Annotated in this window: 9 protein-coding genes and 1 pseudogene; 9 read left to right on the top strand and 1 reads right to left on the bottom strand. The window is 41.9% G+C overall.

The features are described 5' to 3' along the window. Positions 1–9: 9 nt before the first annotated feature. Positions 10–1,917 carry an NADH-quinone oxidoreductase subunit NuoF gene (gene nuoF / locus BSCG_RS22760; RefSeq protein WP_008774971.1) on the bottom strand — a complete coding sequence of 636 codons (1,908 nt, stop codon included), beginning with the start codon at positions 1,915–1,917 and terminating at the stop codon, positions 10–12. A gap of 163 nt (positions 1,918–2,080) precedes the next feature. Between nuoF and BSCG_RS22765 the strand changes: the two genes are divergently transcribed. From BSCG_RS22765 to BSCG_RS22800, 9 genes and pseudogenes are all read left to right on the top strand, one after another. Continuing rightward, positions 2,081–4,834 (top strand): heparinase II/III family protein, encoded by a 2,754-nt coding sequence (locus BSCG_RS22765; RefSeq protein WP_008774970.1) that lies wholly within the window; start codon positions 2,081–2,083, stop codon positions 4,832–4,834. Positions 4,835–5,074: 240 nt separating this feature from the next. Next, complete coding sequence (locus BSCG_RS22770) at positions 5,075–5,620, top strand: DUF3575 domain-containing protein (protein WP_004305849.1); 546 nt, start codon at positions 5,075–5,077, stop codon at positions 5,618–5,620. A 26-nt stretch (positions 5,621–5,646) separates the two neighbouring features. Beyond that, a complete protein-coding gene (locus BSCG_RS22775; protein WP_004325483.1) occupies positions 5,647–7,680 on the top strand; it encodes a tetratricopeptide repeat protein in 2,034 nt (677 codons plus the stop codon). 24 nt (positions 7,681–7,704) lie between these two features. Further along, positions 7,705–10,071: a hypothetical protein gene (locus BSCG_RS22780; protein WP_008774969.1), complete on the top strand. Its 2,367-nt coding sequence runs from the start codon at positions 7,705–7,707 to the stop codon at positions 10,069–10,071. Positions 10,072–10,290: 219 nt separating this feature from the next. Continuing rightward, positions 10,291–11,661: a DUF5690 family protein gene (locus tag BSCG_RS22785; protein ID WP_004316051.1), complete on the top strand. Its 1,371-nt coding sequence runs from the start codon at positions 10,291–10,293 to the stop codon at positions 11,659–11,661. 13 nt (positions 11,662–11,674) lie between these two features. Continuing rightward, complete coding sequence (locus BSCG_RS22790) at positions 11,675–12,820, top strand: OprO/OprP family phosphate-selective porin (RefSeq protein ID WP_004302334.1); 1,146 nt, start codon at positions 11,675–11,677, stop codon at positions 12,818–12,820. A 336-nt stretch (positions 12,821–13,156) separates the two neighbouring features. Beyond that, complete coding sequence (locus BSCG_RS22795) at positions 13,157–14,569, top strand: glycosyl hydrolase family 28 protein (RefSeq protein ID WP_008774967.1); 1,413 nt, start codon at positions 13,157–13,159, stop codon at positions 14,567–14,569. Between the two features lie 447 nt (positions 14,570–15,016). Continuing rightward, a pseudogene (locus tag BSCG_RS0127210) lies at positions 15,017–16,929 on the top strand (alginate lyase family protein). 59 nt (positions 16,930–16,988) lie between these two features. Next, the gene (locus BSCG_RS22800; RefSeq protein WP_004310204.1) at positions 16,989–21,065 is read left to right on the top strand and encodes a hybrid sensor histidine kinase/response regulator transcription factor; all 4,077 of its coding nucleotides are present in this window, start codon (positions 16,989–16,991) and stop codon (positions 21,063–21,065) included. Positions 21,066–21,111: the final 46 nt, after the last annotated feature.

Raw genomic sequence — 21,111 nt, 5'->3', positions numbered from 1 at the left:
TAATCGATTTTAGCAGACAAGAATAGCGTTGAATTTGCAGCGTGCCATGCACATACCGCACTTGATACATTTATCGGGAGCAATGACATGTGGCTTGCGCACCAGCCCGCTGATAGCATCCGCCGGACAGTTTTTGGCGCATAGATGACAACCAATGCAACGTTCCGGACTGATGGTATACGTTAATAGTGATTTACATTGCTTGGAACGACAAGTCTTATCCCGCACGTGTTCCATATATTCATCGTAGAAGTTATCCAATGTGGATAAAACAGGATTCGGAGAGGTTTGTCCCAGTCCGCAGAGGGCCGTATCTTTGATGACTTGTCCCAAAGTGGCAAGTGTGTCCAGGTCTTTTTCTGTGCCTTTTCCTTCCGTAATCTTGTTCAGTAGTTCCAGCAGACGTTTGTTTCCAATGCGGCAAGGTGTGCATTTCCCGCAGGACTCTTCCACTGTAAAATCCAGATAAAAGCGTGCTACGGATACCATGCAGTCGTCCTCATCCATGACAATCATCCCTCCTGAACCCATCATGGAACCGGCCGAGAGAAGGTTGTCAAAGTCAATGGGAGTGTCCAGATGTTTTTCTGTCAGACAGCCGCCTGACGGTCCTCCTGTTTGTACAGCTTTGAATTTCTTTCCGCCTTTGATACCTCCTCCGATTTCGTAGATTACTTCCCGAAGAGTAGTTCCCATCGGCACTTCGATCAGCCCTACATTATTAATCTTTCCGGCAAGAGCAAACACTTTGGTTCCTTTGGAACGTTCTGTGCCAATCGTTGCAAACCAGTCGGCTCCTTTGGTTAGAATAATGGGAATATTGGCAAGTGTTTCCACATTATTTACATTGGTTGGTTTTCCCAGATAACCGGATTCGGCAGGGAAGGGAGGTTTCAGAGTCGGCTCTCCCCGTTTTCCTTCCATCGAATGAATAAGGGCAGTTTCTTCTCCGCATACAAAAGCTCCGGCTCCGTAACGTATTTCTATGTCGAAACTGAAATCTGTTCCTAAGATATGATCCCCCAGTAATCCGTATTCGCGTGCCTGATTGATAGCTGTTTTCAGTCGGTTGATAGCTAACGGATATTCGGCACGGATATATACTAATCCTTTGGTGGACCCGATGGAATAACCGCAGACACACATCGCTTCTACAATCGAATGTGGATCGCCCTCCATAATGGAACGGTCCATGAATGCACCGGGATCTCCTTCGTCGGCGTTACAAACCACGTATTTGACATCTGACTGTTGTTTGTTGGCAAATTCCCATTTCAGTCCCGTCGGGAAACCGCCACCGCCACGTCCGCGAAGTCCCGAACGTTTGATAATATCAATAACGTCCGTCGGCTGTTTGTTAAGCAGGCAATCGGCCAATGCAAAGTATCCTTCACGGGCGATATACTCTTCAATATTTTCGGGATCGATAAAACCACAGTTACGCAATGCGATGCGGAGTTGTTTCCGGTAGAAATCCATGTGCTTGGAGTCGCTGACGGTATGTTCCGTTTTGGGATCTACATACAGCAACCGTTCGATTCTTCGTCCTCCGATGATATGCTCGTTGATGATTTCTTCCGCATCTTCGGGAGTGACTTGGGTGTAAAAGGTATTATCGGGGATAATTTTCACGATAGGACCTTTTTCACAGAAGCCGAAACAGCCTACGGTGATGACTTCTACTTTGTCGGTGATTTCGTTCTTTTGGATGGCTTTTAGAAGATTGTCTGTAATACCCTGGCTGGAAGATGCCTTACAGCCTGTACCACCGCAGATCAGAATCTGAAGATGTTGCGCACCGGATGCCAGTCCGTAACACTTTTCAGTCACCTTTTCATTACTTTCTTCGCGCAATGAAAGATTGTGCTCTGCTCTCTTCCTGATTGTTGCCAAATCATGGATAGATAAAATTTTCATAAGTATCAGAATTGTTAGTCGGTTTTTTGCAAATATAATTCTTTGTTTGAAATAACAGCGTAGTCTCGTACAAATAAAATTGTTCTTTGACGGAGGATTTAGGTAAATAAATCTCTATCTTCGTATTTAATAGGTATCAAACCTAAAAAAAGAAAATTGAAGTATGAGACGAATTTTACTTGGACTATGTTTTCTATCCTTTCTGAACAGCGCATCCGGACAAGAGATTCCTTTGCCGGAAAAGATGCCGCAGACACATCCGCGGGTACTGACTACTCCGGCGGGAAAGCAGGAAACATGGAAGCTGATTAAAAAAGAAGAATGGGCGAAAGATGTTTTCAATAAATTGAAGGAACGGACGGAAGTATATACGAACCTGACGGATGCTCAACCGGCGTGGTTGCTGTCTCGTTTGGCAATGTACTGGAAGTCTCATGCCACGGAAGTATATGTGAAAGGTGAAACGTTCGACCATGCAGGTGGTGAAAAAGCTCCTTATCCCACTGTGCGTTACACAGGAACCCGTGGCACAGCTGCTACCCACGGCCGTCCCAAATTGGCAGATGTCGTTCCTTATGATGATGAGGATGGGAATGTCACTTTCTGCAATAATGCACTTCCCGACCGTCCTATGGAGAGTGTACACCCATCCAAAACAGGCCGGAATATTGAAAGCCTGAACTGCGAAATCCTGGGAATTGCCCGTGATGCCGCTTTCCTTTATTGGATGACGGATGAAGAGAAATTCGCTAAACTTGCCGCAGGGGTCTTTGATACATATATGACAGGTATTTATTATAGAAACGTGCCCATCGACCTGAATCACGGCCATCAGCAAACATTGGTAGGATTGACTTCTTTCGAAGTAATCCATGAAGACGCACTCCATATCGCTGTCCCTTTATACGATTTTCTATATAATTACCTAAAGGCCAATTACCCGGATAAAATGGAAATCTACGCCGGAGCTTTTAAGAAATGGGCGGATAATATCATTGCGAACGGTGTACCTCATAACAACTGGAATTTGCTACAGGCACGGTTTGTTATGAATGTCGGATTGGTATTGGAAGACAATAAGGAATATGCCGACGGAAAAGGACGTGAATATTATATCGACTATGTGATGAACCGTTCCAGCATCCGCCAGTGGAGTCTGACGCGATTGGCAGATTATGGTTTCGATATAAATACGGGAATTTGGGCAGAATGTCCGGGATATAGCAGTGTGGTAATCAATGATTATGCCAATTTCGTGAATCAGTTTGATACGAATCTGCAATATGATTTGGTGAAAGCAATGCCTGTATTGTCGAAAGCGGTAGCAACCACTCCCCAATATCTGTTTCCCAACCGTATGATTTGTGGCTTTGGAGATACGCATCCGGGATATTTGAGTACGAACTTCTTTATCCGTATGATACAGAATGCACAGGCGAACGGGAAGAAAGAACAGGAAAACTGTTTCACGGCTTTATTGAAATGCCTGAACCCGGATTTGGGAAATGATAAAACAGAAAAGAAGAATGTGCGTGTATCTGTCAATTCTTTCTTTGAAGATAAACCGCTGACGCTAAATCCCAAAGTGCAGCCGGGAAAGATAGAAGATTATGTTTCTCCTTTGTTTTATGCTCCCAATGTGTCATGGCTGGTACAGCGCAACGGTATGCATCCGCGCAACAGTTTGATGATTTCGTTGAATGGCAGTGAAGGTAATCACATGCACGCTAACGGCATTTCGATGGAACTTTACGGAAAAGGATACGTATTGGGTCCGGATGCAGGTATCGGGCTTTTCTTGTACAGCGGACTGGATTATGCGGAATATTATTCTCAATTCCCCAGTCATAATACAGTTTGTGTGGATGGAATATCGAGCTATCCGGTGATGAAAAGTAACCATTCTTTTGATTTGCTTTCCTGTTTCCCGGCATCAGCGGAACCGGGCAAAGCATTTACGTCCGTTACTTACAGTAACCTTTATTTTCGTGAACCGGAAAGCAGGGCGGATCAGACCCGTATGATGAGTATTGTCACTACCGGGGCGGAGACGGGGTATTATGTCGATGTATTCCGCAGCCGGAAAGAGAAAGGAGGCGATAAGATGCACGATTACTTCTATCACGACCTTGGGCAGACTTTGACATTGACAGCAGCAGATGGCAGCGACCTGAATCTCCAGCCTACGGAAGAACTCGCCTTTGCAGGCGCACATCTTTACGCTTATTCCTATTTATATGATAAGAAAGTGGCTGCAACCGCTAAGGATGTCAAGGCAACTTTCACCATAGATATGAAAGATAAGGACGGCGATGATATATACATGAATCTTTGGATGAAAGGCGAACCGGATCGTGAAGTCTTTACGGCTTTGGCGCCAATGACCGAAGGGCTAAGCCGTACACCGAATATGCCCTATAATATAAAGGAGCAGCCGACGCTGACATTTGTTGCCCGTCAGCATGGAGAAGCTTGGAATCGTCCTTTTGTCTCGATATATGAACCGAGTACGAAAAAGGAACCGTCTGCTATTCAGTCCGTCTCTTACTTTGATGCAGAAGGAGCAGGTTTGGAAGATTTTGCCGGAATCTGTGTGAAAAGCAAAAACGGACGTATAGATCATATCTTCTCTCTATCTGATGCTGCACAAACCGCTACTTATCAAGGAATGAAAGTGAAAGCGGATTATGCTGTTATTAGCAATGAATATGCAGGAAACCGGACGTTGTTTTTAGGGAATGGAACCCAATTGGTTGCACCCGGGGTAATGATTCAGACCGACAATGCCGCTAATGTATTGCTCGAAAAGAAAGAAGGGAAATGGTATATTATTTCTTCTGCTCCCTGTACGGTTGTTATCGGCGATAAGAAGATAAAACCCGATGCTGCGTCGGAGCCTATGTTGTTGCGTATCTGATGTTTCATTGGTAATAAAGAAAAATTGTATATCTTATCCGTAGTATGGTATATTATGGCCTAAGATGGAAATTGTTGCAATAAAAAACAAAAAAAGCGTGTTTAAACGTTTTTAATACTATATTTTTTCTAATTTTGTGGCTTTCTGTCCAAGTAGTATATAAAATGGACAGTAAGCCCTTTTTTGTGGGTAAATATTTAGTGGGAAATATTTAGTGGGAAATAAATGATGGTATATGTGATGAGAAATGGTCGCAGGGTAATAGCTGCGTTATCATTTCTGTTATTATGTTGTGGTGTACATGTGCACGCACAACGGGTGGCTGTAAAGACAAATGCATTGGGTTGGCTGACCGCCAGTCCGAATGTAGAAGCAGAATTTGTATTGGGTAGTCATGTCTCCTTGAACATGGGGATTGCTGCGAACCCAATCAGTACAGACAACTTTAAAACGACTTTCACGCATTTTCAGCCTGAAGTTCGTTACTGGCTAAATCGTCCGATGGTGAGTCATTTTCTTGGAATCACCGCTTTCGTGAATAATTTTGATATGATGGTAAAAGATGTGCATCACAAAGGCGATGCATACGCCGCTGGTTTGACCTATGGATACGCATGGGTGCTGGGCGATCATTGGAACATCGAAGCAACTGCCGGAGTGGGTGTGTTGCGCTACCGTCAGTTTAAGTATGATAAGGGTACTCCGAAACCGGGTGCGGTCAACGATAGTAAGACCACCATTGCACCTGTCAAACTGGGGGTATCCTTTGTTTATATTATTCGATAACGAACATTAGCTAGTCAGAAAAGAGAATGAAAATCAATTTGAAACGTGATAGATTAACAGGTATACTTCTCGTGGCGATGATGTTCGTCGGTATGAATGTATCCGCCCAACGGATCCGCGTGCAGGGGCATATCACAAACCCGCAGGGAAAAAGTGTTCCGAATGTAAATGTGTTGAATCCGGTCAATGACGAACGTATAGAAATGTCCGACGAGGATGGTCGTTACAGTGTCTTGGTTGAGAAAAACGGCTCGTTGAAGTTTACATGTGTCGGTTATGAAGACAAAACAGTGAAGGTGGCAGGAAAGCAGATTCTGAATGTAGTATTGAAAGATGCCGTCATCGAACTGGACGAAGTTACGATTACTTCCAAAGTGAAGGACAAAGTGATTCCGGAACCTACGGACATCGAAATCAAAGGTAATTATTTTCATCTGAAAACCCGTGTCCCGGTGCCTAAGGAGATGTTTAACTCACATCGTCGCTTGGTATTGCAGCCTTCCATTTATGATGTGACACTGAAAAAGCGTCTGTTGATGCGTCCTGTTGTATTCGACGGGGATACTTATAATACAACGCAAAATCGAATGTACGATTATGATATGGATAAAGATCCTTTGCACGATTACATCCGTGTGAAAACTACTTCTTCACGCAAGGGGGATATTATTGCTTACCATGATTCTATCTATATAGAATATCTGCAACATGACTACCGTGCAGATGTGCATCTGGCGATGGAAAATTACCGGAATATCATTTATCGTGACTCTTTCTCCATTGCACGCGGAACGGTCAACCCGCTTCGTTTCTTGGAGTATAAATTCTCCGCTTTCAGTCTGACGGACGAGAAATATCTTCCGAAACCCGTGATGCAGTTGCGGGATACGAAAGGTGAGGTAAACTTAACCTTCCTGGTAGGTAAAGCCGACCTGGATGATAAGAATCCACAAAATCAGGTGGAACTGAACCGATTGAATCAGGAATTGCGTGGTATTGAGACGAACCCGGATGCCTCTTTGAAGAGTTTTCATATTACGGGGGTGGCTTCGCCGGACGGTTCTTACGCGACGAATCTTCGTCTGGCAAAATTGCGTACGGATAAAGCCCTGGAACGTATACTGGCACAACTGGACCCGGAAACACGTAAACTGTTGGAGGTGAAATCGGATGCATCGGTTGCCTCCTGGAAGGAGGTAGCTGAATTGCTGAAAAAAAACTCCAAGCCGGAACTGGCTAAAGAAGTAGAGGACTTAATCAAACAATATGCAGCTACTCCTTACCGGTTGAATGGGGTCTTGAAATCGAAACCTTTCTACAAGGAACTTGCGGCTACTTATCTGCCTAAATTGAGAAAGGTGCAATATACCTATGGTTATTCAATCTTCCGTTCTTTGACGGACGACGAGATTAGAGAACTTTACAGAAAGAATCCGAAGCAACTGACCCGTTTCGAATATTACCGTATGATTACGACAGCAAAAACTCCCGACGAAAGGGAAAAGTATTGCAGGGAAGCTCTTGAACTTTATGATAACTTTACGTATGCAGCCAATGAACTGGCAGTGGCAACGATACAGAAAGATACTCCGGATTCACGTATTCTCGAACCGTTTGTCAGTAAATCGGCACCGGCGGAGTTATTGTCCAATCAGGCTATTGCCTTGCTGCATGAAGGGAAATATACAAAAGCAGATTCAGTCTTGACCTTGGTTCCCGAAGAAGCGGTTTCTGAAGATTTGCAGGCCATTGTTCAGGCATTGGCCGGTTATTATAATGATGCTTTCGAAAAGGTGGCGGCTACCAGCCCTTTCAATGAGGTGGTGATGCTGCTGGCAATGAAGAAGAATCAGGAAGCATGGGATAAGATTTCTACCATGGATGTAGAGACCGCCCGCGAATATTATATAAAAGCGATTGCCGCCAACCGCCTGGAGAAAATAGGTGATGCGATTATGAGCATTGAGAAGGCCCTTGAACTTGATCCTTCCTTATTGGAAGTAGCGAAGGTGGACGGTGATATTATTGACTTGCTGCCGGAAGAGCAGAAAATTAAATAATGATATATACAACAAGAGTAAACGATGAATATCTTCAGAATCAACAATAAATATGTAGCAGTGGCAATCTTCCTGATGCTTGCTGTTACCTTACAGGCACAGGATTATGGTGCATTGCAATATATGTTACAGAAACGGCCTGCAAATGAAAAGTTCGAGAGCAATAAATTCAATGAACATCTCTTTTTCTCTGCCGGAATAGGGCCATACAGCTTGTTAACAAGTGGAGATAGTCAGGATGGAATGGGAATGACCGCCCATCTCTTTATGGGAAAGTGGATTACTCCGGTTCATGGACTTCGGATAGGGGTGAATTTAGGTTATCTGCCGTCGAGTATCTACGATTCTAAAATAAAAATGGGTGGCGGCAGCCTGGACTATCTGTTGAATATGTCCTCCCTGGCATACGGATACAATGCAAACCGTTGTTTTGAGTTAGTAGGGATTGCAGGTATAGAAGCCGGTTATTCTAAGGTGGGCGACAATAGCGATCGTTCCGAAAAGTATCCGGATTTGAAAGGCGGCGGTCAGCTTTATTACGGCGCTCATCTCGGTTTACAGGGAAATGTACGTCTTTCTTCTACATTGGATTTGTTTGTAGAACCGCGGATCGGATGGTATAATGACGGTTTTGCGTATACGGAAAGTTGGAGAAACTATAAAATGGCTGGTTCGGTTCTGGTAGGTCTGACCTATATGCCTGCTGCTCCGATGGGAACTAAGATTCATTTCGATGATTTCGATAAAAGTTCCTTCCTGAATCATATGTTTATCTCTTTATCCGGTGGTATCAGTACACTGAAAGTTCCGGGAATCAAGAATACGATTAAAGGATTAGGTCCCCAGTTCTCTGCCGGAATCGGTAAATGGTTCAGTCCTTCTTCCGGTCTGCGTTTGTCCGGGACGGTTGGACTTTCAGACACCCCTTCGGGCAGTGCAAGCGGCTACTTTAAACATGTCGATCTGCATGCGGACTATCTGTTGAATATCAATAATGTTCTTTGGGGATATGATGAAGACAGAATATTTAGTCTGATCGGTATTGCCGGAGTTAACCTGGCAGGTACGAAAGGAGTGGATAAAACCGCCAAGTATGCTCCGGGAATAGGAGTCGGTGTGCAAGGAAGTTTCCGTATCAACCGTTCTGTGGATTTATTTATAGAACCTCGCCTCAATGTGTATAATAAGAGATATGCAGGAGGTCGCGGAGTAGGTGGCAATACGGATCAGCTCGGAGAGTTGAATTTTGGTTTGACTTATCATACGATTGACCGTGCGGCACGTCCGAAGAACAGATTCTCAAGCAATCACATCGCAGACAATCTGTTTATGACTTCGGGAATCGGTGTGCAAATGTTCCTGAATAAGACGAATCTTGAAAACCTTGGTTCTTTAGGTCCGCAGGCTTCTGTCTCTATCGGTAAGTGGTTGAGCCCTTATTCCGGTTTGCGCCTGGTGGGTACGGGTGGATTCTTTACGAACTATGTAGTTCCGGGAAGTGTTAAAGCGGGCAAACTTAGACATGCCAGCGTCAGTGGTGGTCTTGATTACTTGTGGAACATAACGTCTACCATGAGTGGATATAATCCCGATCGTATCTTTGATTTAATAGGTTCGGTAGGTGTCAACCTTGCTTATACTTCCAAATCAGACCATAAGTTCCAACCGGGTATTAATGCAGGCATACAGGGATTATGGCATGTGAATGATTTTCTCGGTTTGTACATTGAACCGCAGATTCGCTTGTATGGAGATAAATTCATTGAAGGTAATCTGGGCTTTATGCAGAAAGACGTAATGGTAGGAGTCAATGCAGGTTTCCACTATCGCTTTGTTCCTTATTCAAAAGCAGCCAATCGCAGCGTGTTTGGTCAGGATGACAAGCGTTACTTCATCTCCGGTGCACTTGGATTGGGTAGCTTGCTCGTAGCCAACAAAGATTTGGTGAAGAATGCAGGTGTAGAAGCAAAAGGAAGCATAGGTAAATGGTACACTCCGTTATCTGCATGGCGGGTAAATGGAACAATTATGTACAAGGCCAAAACGTCGTCGAAGATGAATCTTCATTATGCCGGTTTGGGTATGGATTATATGATGAGTCTGGCCACATTGGCAAAAGGATACAGCCCCGACCATGTGATAGATGTTGTTCCTTTTGTGGGAGTTACGGCCGGACTGGTACGCCGTTACGGTAAGTTCCGAGCAGTGCCGGGACTGGATGCCGGTGTGCAGGTAAAGCTGAAAGTGGCTTCTTCTTTGTATCTGTATGCCGAACCTAAAGTCGGTATCCGTACCGATACATACGATGGCTCCGAACAGGGAAGACCTGACCGCGTAGCTTCCATGGTAGGTGGATTATTGTACAGATTCAAGATGCCTACTTTCCAATAAGAAGAAAAATAAGAAATCGAATAAAAAGGGTTGCGCAATACCGGATTAGTGATTGTGCAACCCTTTTTGTATTCCATTTCCAAGAAATTACGGTTACATAAACGTTACATTAATATTACTTCCATTTCTACCTGATAATGAATAAAATGAATCTTTAGAATTCATTTTCTCCCTTGCTATTCTCCTCTACTTTTGCTCCAGAAATTAAAACGAAAACGTATGAAAACGATTACTGAAGCAATATCGAAACAAAGTTCAAACAGAAGATTAGCCGATTTCCTCTTTATTCTATGGGCAGGTGGAGCAGCCCTTCTTTCTTACTCACTGGTTTATACATTGCGCAAACCTTTCACAGCTGCTACTTTTGACGGGATAGAAGCATTCGGCTTTGATTATAAAGTACTGGTTACTATCATTCAGATAGCAGGTTATCTGATAGCCAAGTTTATAGGTATCAAGTTGATTTCCGAATTGAAGAGAGAGAATCGCCTGAAGTTTATACTCGTTTCCATTGCCGTAGCGGAATTGTCATTGGTTGCGTTCGGAGCACTTCCCACTCCTTATAATATGTTTGCCATGTTCTTCAATGGATTGTCATTGGGCTGTATGTGGGGAGTTATTTTCAGTTTTATCGAAGGTCGCCGCACTACGGATATTTTGGCCAGTCTTTTAGGAATCAGTATTGTTATCAGTTCGGGAACGGCAAAATCCATCGGATTGTTCGTTATGAATACATTGAACGTCAGCGAATTTTGGATGCCGGCACTTATCGGTGCTTTTGCACTTCCTTTATTGGCTCTTTTGGGATATAGCTTAACCCGTTTGCCACAACCTACGGCACAAGATATAGAACAAAAGAGTAGTCGTGTAACTCTGAATGGCAAGCAACGGAAAGAACTGTTCATCGACTTTATGCCATTTCTTGTATTATTGTTTGTAGCTAACCTAATGTTGGTAGTGCTTAGAGATATTAAGGAAGATTTCCTGGTGAAGATTATTGATATGAACGGACAGTCCTCATGGATGTTTGCGCAGGTAGATACAGTCGTTACATTAATAATTCTGGCGTTATTCGGAGCGATGGTCTTTGTGAAAAGTAACATAAAAGTTTTGGTTGCCCTGCTGGGATTGGTCGTACTTGGGACAGCCACCATGAGTTTTATATCTTTCAATTATGATTCTCTGCAATTGGATGCAATCACCTGGCTGTTTGTCCAAAGTCTCTGTCTGTATATTGCCTACCTCTGTTTTCAAAGCATTTTTTTCGACCGCTTCATCGCTTGTTTCAAGATAAAAGGAAATGTCGGTTTCTTCATTGTGACCATTGATTTTATCGGATATACGGGAACTGTACTTGTCTTGATGTTCAAAGAATTTGCCCATGTAGACATAAACTGGTTGGAATTTTATAATATATTATCCGGTTACGTAGGACTGATCTGTACGGTTGCTTTCACCTGCTCCATGATTTACCTGATACAGCGCTATAAAAAAGAGAAACAGCTGAAGAAAGCGAAAGAAGCCGAAATGAGCAACGGGATAAAATTTACGGGAGAAGGTATGGAGCCAACTACTTTTTCACAAATTTGATAAAAGGTGGACGATGAAAATAATAGGACTATATTTGAAATTCTCCTTCCTTCTATCTCTAATACTAACGACTTCCCGGATAACGGCACAGAATCTGCCCGATGGCATACAATATAAAATCACCGGGCGTCTATTAATGGATGGAGGAGTGTATCTGAAGAATCCGAATAACTTTGGCAACGGCACGGAATTTAATGACCTTCGCATCGGTGTAAAAGCTACCTATCAGAACTGGGGAATGAAACTGGAAATGGGATATGCCGGAAACAAAGTAGCCATCAAAGATGCTTTTGCCACCTATTCCTATAAGAATAGTTCCATTCAGATAGGACAATTCTATGAGCCATTCAGTCTCGATATGATTTGTAGTACATTTGATCTTCGCTTCAACCAATCTCCGGGAGCTGTGCTGGCATTGACAAATAGCCGACGTATGGGAGTAGCCTATTCCTATCGTACCCAATATTACTATCTGTGTGGCGGATTCTTTACCGATAATGATTTGAGCAACCTGAAAAACGCATCGCAAGGATATGCCATTGACGGACGTTTGGTTTACCGTCCACTTTATGAGCAAGCGAAACTGATACATATAGGATTAGCAGCTATCCATCGTACACCGGACGGCACGCTTCCCGAAGATGAGAACAGGAATACGTTTACTTATAAATCTCCGGGCGTGAGCACGATTGATAATCGTACATTAATACAAGCAGATGTAGATCATGCAGCATCCCAATTTAAAATAGGAACCGAACTGCTAATTTACTATCATAAATTCTTTCTTCAGGGTGAATACATCCGCGCCCATGTAAAACGGGAAAAGGGTTTTGAGAACTATACGGCACAAGGAGCTTATCTGCAATGTTCCTGGCTATTGTTGGGACAGAATTATCTGTATGACGAAGAAGTAGCCTGTCCCGGAAGACCGGAAGGAAAAGCACTTGAACTATGTGCCCGTTTCAATTATCTCTCTCTGAATGATGCCGGAATAAAAGGCGGAACACAGAAAGACCTCTCCTTCGGATTGAATTACTATATCAATAAACACATTGCTGTCAAATTGAATTATAGCTACTTCATCCCCGGCTCGCATATCAAAGAGATCGAAAGCACAAACTTTAGTGTAGTACAGGGACGTTTTCAATTCATATTCTAGTACTTGGCAGTTCCGTTCGAATAAAGCTATAATAAAGAATAGGAAGGTGTATTGTATACTAGTTTTACTAAATGTTTCAAAGACATATCGAGAGCACTGCCGACTCAATATGCAGAACCGTATGTAAAAAGTAAAAAATAAGAAGACAGAAAAAACTGGAATGTTCTAGGTAAATCTCCTTTATTGTTCGTAATAGACAATAAAGGAGATTTTTTGCATTGGTTATTTTTTCTATAGTTTCTGTTACCAGTTTGCCAACCTGGGTGGAATAGAAAGTATAGTTTTAGAAAGAACTTCAATAAACAGAATAATTAAAATATAACATAGTTTAGTGATATGAATATAGTAGGAGTTTTATCAGGTAAAAGAAAATGTTTGTTAGCAATAGCTATTGCATTTTCGACATTCGGGAATGCCCAATTAGTAACCTATCCGGAAGGATTGAACACTGGTATGCCACATAATGATGATTATACAGTCAAAGTACGTGAAGCAGGCGGTGAATGGAAAGATGTATTCGAATATGAAGTCCAAGTAGATATGGATCGGGTACAATCTGCTTCAATGGTACAGTTTGATATAGGCAGTCCCGTAGAAGTGATGGTGAAAAAGAACAATGGCACCATTCAGGATGTGAAAATCCGTCCGTTAGCAATAGGTATACAACATACGGTAAACCACAATGCTATCTTTTTTACACTCACTAGACCTCAATGCCTGTCGATTGAGTTTAACGGTGATCGTTTGCATAATCTTCATTTGTTTGCTAATCCTTTGGAAACAGAAACTTATACTGAAAGCAGTGACAAAGTAATGTATTTCGGACCGGGTGTCCATCGTCCGAAAGATTTGCCGAACACACAGATACAGATTCCTTCCAATACTACTGTTTATTTAGCTCCCGGAGCTGTTGTAAAAGCTAAATTATTGATTGACAAAGCTGAAAATGTACGCATTGTCGGGCGTGGTATTCTCGACCATCCGATCCGTGGAATAGAAGTTACTCATTCTAAAAATATATGGATTGACGGTATTACAGTTATAAATCCAGATCACTATACAGTATTTGGTGGTGAGTCTACAGGGTTGACCATCAATAATTTAAAGTCTTTTAGTTGTAAAGGATGGAGTGATGGCATAGATCTGATGTGTTACAGTGACGTATTAATAGACAATGTTTTTATGCGGAACAGTGATGATTGTATTGCCATCTATGCCCATCGCTGGAACTATTACGGAGGAAGTCGTAACGTGACTTTACAGAATTCAATCCTTTGGGCGGATATTGCTCATCCGATCAACATTGGAGGACACGGTAACCCGGACGATAAGGCTGGAGAGATTCTTGAGAATATAACTGTCCGTAATGTCGATATTCTGGAACATGATGAAGATGATCTTCTTTATCAGGGCTGTATGGCAGTGGATTGCGGTGATAAAAACTTGGTACGCAAGGCATTATTTGAGGATATCCGTGTAGAGAATATCCAGGAGGGAAGATTGTTTCATATTAATGTTCGTTTCAATTCAAAGTATGATAAGCAACCCGGCCGGGGAATTGAAGATATTATTTTTCGGAATATCATTTATAATGGAGTAGGGGAGAATCCATCTCTATTGAAAGGGTTTGATAAAGAACGTTCCGTCAAGAATATCATCTTCGATAATGTGATTATCAACGGCATGAAGATGAAAAATATAGATGATTTTATCACGAATGAATACATAAAGAATATCACAGTCAAATAGCATAATCTGGTATATGAAGTATGAATGGAAAAATCTCTTTGTATTAGGTGCAAACTTCTTTTCTTCTAATATCAAACTTTCTTTAGGTTAAACATAAACTATAAATGCAAGTTTCATTTATATAATTAGAACTTGCAATTATATAAATGAAACTTTCGTTTTTATAATCAAAGCTTGCAATTATAGATTTCTATTAGATAAGAGTAACTTTAGTATTAGAAGGAAAGAACTTTGCAATAGGAAGATAATAACTTATCTATTAATAGATGAGAGCAAAGCTGCACTGGAATCAGAATTAAGGAGTCTGGAAGAGAACCATGAGTATAAATACAAGAGTTTTATTCCCGGGTTTATGCTAATCAAAGTAAATGTTTCATTCACTTTGAACTCCTTTTTATTACTAAATACTATCTTTGCTTATCACTTGTATAAAAAACGAATCGCACTATGATTAACAAAATTATATGGATTATTGGGATTGTATGGATTGGGAATATTCAAAATGGAGTGCAAGCGCAACGACGTAACTTTATCCATCCCGGAATCACCTATACCCAAGGTGATTTAGACCGGATGAAAGCTATGGTCAAGGCGAAACATGAGCCTTATTATTCTACTTTTCTGAAATTAAAGGAATCTCCCTATTCTTCACTCAATACGCAAGTTATCAATCGGGAAAACAAATCAGAGAAGGACGTTTTAATGCTACTATCGGAGTAGATGGCAGGCGGGCACATGACTTAGCATTGCTTTGGCATCTGACGGGCGATGAGGCTTATGCCCGTAAAGCGGTCGAATATCTGAATGCTAATTCTTATTATACCAATACAAGTAGTCGTGGAACAGGACCATTAGATAACGGAAAGATTTACCTTTTAATTGATGCCGCCGAATTAATGCGTGATTATTCCGGTTGGAAAGTAGAAGACCAGCAACGTTTTAAAAATATGTTGGTCTATCCTGGATATAGCAATACGGAAGATTTCTCTTCCAAATATGCAAATTACTGGGATGATTCAAAGAACGGAGTTACATTCTATTGGAATATTTTTAATTTCGATGCCGCAAGGTTTGGTAATCAAGGACTTTTCGCTGCTCGTGGAATGATGGCAATGGGGATTTACTTAGATAACGAAGTAATGTATGACCGTGCTTACCGTTATTTATTGGGAATGAAGCATCGACCGGATGATTTACCTTATCCTTCAGGACCGACGGTCACTAGCAAAGAACCGATTAAGAAATCACCAACCATGCTTGATTATAAATTGGAAGGAAGAGAAAACAAGATTTCAGATTATGGATACGATGAACAGCTACAGTATTATATCTATCCAAACGGTCAATGTCAGGAGTCGAGTCGCGACCAGGGATATGTATTGGCAGGTATCCACAATTATGTAGCTATCGCAGAAATGGCATGGAATCAGGGAGATTCTTTGTATAATTGTCTCAATAACCGTTTGCTTCTTGGTTTGGAATGGAACTATCGTTATAACCTCTCTAAAGTCCAGACCTATGAAGAGCAAAAAGAGCCTTGGGAACCGACAAGTTATAGTAAGAATTCAAATGAAGTTACCTTTGAGAACGGAAAATTTCTCCAGATAAAAAGCCGTAGTGGACGTTGGGAATCCGTAGCCGTATCTCCTCACGGACGTGGAGACGTAGCAGGTAGTGGCGGAACTCGTGAAATGGCATTGGCGCATTATGCAGTACGTGCTGGATTGCCGGAGAACAACTATACCTGGTTGAAACGTTACCGTGATTATATGATAGAACATCACGGTTGCGAAAACTGGGGGATAGCACCCAACTGGTTTTATGAATGGACTGGCTGGGGAACATTGACCAAGCGATTGACTCCCTGGATGGCAGGCGATCCCGTTTCTTTCTCTACGGGAAAGCGTGTATCAGGAATTCATTTGCTACCTAGTGAAATATCGGCTGCCGATTACGATTATTATTGTCTTGCGGAAGATCCCGAAGGGCATACCTATCACAATGTAGGAAAGAAACGTGGCAACGAATACAGACCTGACGGAGCAGTAGAGCTACGAAAAGAAGAAGATAATTACGTCGTTACCCAAATAGAAGATGGAGAATGGATGAATTATACTGTAAGTATTCCTACCGATGGAGATTATACCGTTTATCTTGTTTATCAATCAAAAGGAAATTCTTTATTGTCCGTAGCTTCTGATTCAGAAGTAAAGACAGAACCCATGCAATTACCCAGTTCTATACAATGGACGGAAAGAGAAATAGGAAAACTCACTCTTCCCGCAGGAGCTTGTGTACTTCGTTTACAGATAGAGCAAGCCGGAGATAAACTCGAAATTCAGAAAATAATAGTAAAGTAGGATAAGGGGATTTGATTCTTCGTTCGTACTTAATAATAGTACTACAAAAAAAGATGGCCATGAAAATTCGAATATGTTTGTTAATCATACTAATGGGATTATTGTATCCGGGTTATATTAGCTCGCAAGAATCCCCTTATGTATTCCGCCAGATTGGAGTTGTCGAAGGATTACCGGATAACTATGTAAAAAGCGTTTTCCCCATTCCCGACGGACGTATCGGTGTGCGAAGTACTGTGTTATTAAGCCTGTATGATGGTGCGAACTATTCAAATTTCCCTTTCAATATTCATGGCGAATATTCGATAGCATATAACCATATTATTCCCGAACAATATATTGATGCCGACAAACGTTTGTGGATGAAAGAACGCAAGAGCCTACGCGTCTTCGATTTGACTACCGAACAGTACATCTATAACGTAGATTCTTTATTTCAACAATTCGGCTTAAAGGATAAAGTGGCGGACCTGATTATTGATTCAGAGAAACATTGTTGGTTTCTGACGCCGGGTTCCTCTGTCTATATGTACGATGCAGAGACAAAATCAATCGAACAGGTTTGTAGGAATGATGAGTTTATGGAATACTATGGAGGATTACTCGGAGTAGAAAGTCATGGAAAATACAGTTGGATGGTTCATCAGAAAGGGGCTATCCGTTGCTACGATTTAGAAAAGAAACGTTTCGTGCATCAACTTGATTTCCTGAAAGACCAACTGAAACCGGATGACCGTGTGGTTTTGAAGATACTCGATAATGGTGACTTTTGGTTGATGTGGGATCGTGGAGTAGGCTATTATGATGTCTATAATAAAAAATGGAACCAAATTTCAGGTATCCAACTCGGACACTATTCATGGTTTACTTCTATGGATGTGGATAAAGGTGGAAATGCATGGGTAGGAACCGTTATCGATGGATTCTATGTCATTGATATGCACAATTTCTCTGTAACCCGGACACTGGATATTCCTTTATTATCAGGTAATACAGTACGAAACGGTATTCAAAGCATCTATTGCGACCGGGAAAATAATTCCGTTTGGATAGGACTTTATAATCAGGGAATGTGTTATTATCATCCCAGCATGAATAAAATAGTGCTGTACAATAAGAAGATGATAAATGGCGACTGGAAAGGAGAGGAAATCCGCTGTATGCTCGAAACATCTAAAGGAGAAATTCTGATGGGTACTACGCAGGGTGTCTATCGCTATGAACCGGAGACTAAAAGCATGAACAGATTCTATCATGAATTCAGTCAGAAGAATTGCCGTGTACTTTATGAGGACAGCAAGAAGCGTGTTTGGGTCGGAACATACCACGATGGGCTCTACTGCATAGATCATGGAAAGGTACAATCTTACGATTATCCCGATACGGATTATCAGAATGAATTGGATTTCAGTAATATCCGTGTCATGGTCGAAGATTCTTCCGGTCGATTGTGGGTAAGTATATATGGTGGTGTAGGATTATTCAATCCTGAAAACGGGCAAATAAACTTATTGTCCGAACAGTTTCCCGAACTCAAAAAATATAAAGTAGCGAATGCATTGGCCATAGATAATCAATCCCGGTTGGTCGTAGGCAGTGATAACGGACTCTACATTTACGATCCTGCAACGAATAAAATATGGATACCGGAGGAAGACGGCCAGGCTAATTCTATTTTCAATCAGGGAAGTATCAAGTATAATCAGATACTCAAAGACCATGAGGGAACTTTATGGTTTGCTACACAATATGGCTTGAGCGTTTTGACTTACAATGGGCAAAGCTACACATTAGGGAAAGAAGAAGGTCTGTCTAAAGCTATCCTGAACGTAGTGGAAGATAAGAACCATGATATATGGATTTCGACAGTCACTTCTATTTATAAGATAAAAGTAGACAGAAGAGCAGATAAATACAGCTTTCATGTAATCAGCTGTCTGTCGGAAGATGAAATCCGTCAGGATGATTTATATAGTTTCCCTTCGTTAATGACCAGGGACAATCAGCTTTTCCTGGGGCTGATGAACGGCTTTATTGCTTTCTCACCAGAAAACATGATAGATAATCAGTGCCTCAATCGTCCTCTGTTTACCTCATTCCGCTTGTTTAATGTTCCGGTTGTTTCGGGCGAAATATATAACGGACGTGTCTTATTTGATAAAGCATTAAGTTATTCGGACGAAGTACAATTAAAATATGATGAGAACTATATCACACTTGAGTTTTCTGGTCTGAACTTCCCTAATCCTTCTCAAACCTCTTTCCGTTACCAACTGGAAGGATTTGACAAAGAATGGACGGAAACCCTTTTTGAGAATGGACAAGGACGTGTGGTCTATAATAATCTCCCTTCGGGCGAATACATCTTCCGTGTGTCCGCTGCCGGAAACGACCGGATATGGGGACCGGAGTCTGCATTCAAAATTGTAATTCATCCCCCATTCTGGGATACACTGGCCGCTCGTATTTTCTATGCAATTTTAGTTATTCTCTTAATCTTCGGGCTGATCTACGTAATAAACCGCCGCAACCGGCAGAAGATGATTCGTATGCAAGAAGAGGAAGCGTTGAAGCAGAAAGAAGAACTGGATCAGATGAAATTCCGCTTCTTCACAAATATAAGCCATGAACTCCGCACTCCGCTGACATTGATTATCACGCCATTAGACATGGTGATACGTCGATTGACAGACGATGCGATGAAAAAGCAACTGAATACCATCTATAAGAATGCTCAAAACCTATTGTCATTGGTGAATCAGCTACTCGATTTCCGCAAACTGGAAATGAAAGGAGAGAGGTTGCATCTGATGAACGGCGATATGGAGGAATTTATTGTTTCTGCCTATAACAACTTCATGCCAATGGCAGTAGAGAAGCACCTTAACTTTGTGAACCAATCTGAACATAGAGCGCTTTATATGTTCTTCGACCGGGATAAGGTACATAAGATTATGAATAATCTCTTGTCCAACGCCTTCAAATATACACCGCAGGGAGGCACAGTGAACTTACAGCTCGCGACAGAAGAGATAGAAGAAAGAAACTACGTGAGAATATCCGTATCTGATACTGGAATCGGAATATCCGAATCAGACCTTCCTTATATCTTTGACCGTTTCTATCAGGTAGGAAATGAAGGGGACGAAAAAATAGGCAGTGGCATCGGACTTCATTTGGTAAGGGAATATGTAAATATACATGGTGGCCGTATTAAAGTGGACAGTCAGATAGATCGTGGATCAGTATTCACCGTTTGGTTGCCGATGGACCTGAAACCGGAACCGAACGAACTGCCGGAAGAAATCATCGGAACGGAAACACCAGACATTAAAGAGAAAGAAACCACTACATCTACAGTCGATGATAACCTGAAGAAACTGTTGTTAGTGGAGGACAATCAGGAATTCCGTACTTTCCTGAAAGAACAGTTAGAAGATTTTTATCAAATCATTGAAGCGGCAGACGGCGAGGAAGGAGAGCGAAAAGCGATAGAGGAAAATCCGAACCTGATTATCAGCGATATTATGATGCCGAAAGTAGACGGTATCGAACTTTGCCGTCGGATCAAGACGAACGTGCAGACTTCCCATATACCTGTGATATTATTGACAGCCCGTACTGCCGATGATATCAAGATTAACAGCTATGAAGTAGGAGCAGACTCTTATATGTCGAAACCTTTCAACTTTGATATGCTGATGGTACGCATTGAAAAGCTGATAGAGCAGCAGGAAAAGAGAAAACAGGAATTCCGTAAAAACATAGAAGTAAATCCGAGTGCTATCACCATTACTTCAGTAGACGAACAGCTCATACAGAAGTGTCTGGAATACATAGAAAAGAACATGGACAATCCGGAATATGGCGTAGAAGAATTGAGTGGCGATTTGGGTATGGTGCGTATGAGCCTTTACCGCAAGCTGCAATCCATCACCGGACACACACCGACAGACTTTATTCGCAGCATCCGTTTGAAACGGGCGGCACAATTATTACAAGGAAGTCAGTTGCCGATTGTTGAAATAGCGAACCGGGTAGGATTCAGTTCACCCAGCTATTTCTCGAAGTGTTTTAGAGAAATGTTCGGGATGCTTCCCAAGCAATATGCCGAGGAATCGGGAAGAAAAGAATGACATTGTGTTTGTGTTTGTAGTTTAATTATTACATTTGCGCTCAATA

This window comes from Bacteroides sp. 2_2_4, from assembly GCF_000157055.1.
Lineage (GTDB): Bacteria > Bacteroidota > Bacteroidia > Bacteroidales > Bacteroidaceae > Bacteroides > Bacteroides ovatus.
The sequence above is the reverse complement of the archived record's forward strand: the minus strand, read 5'-3'. Positions and strand labels throughout refer to the sequence as shown.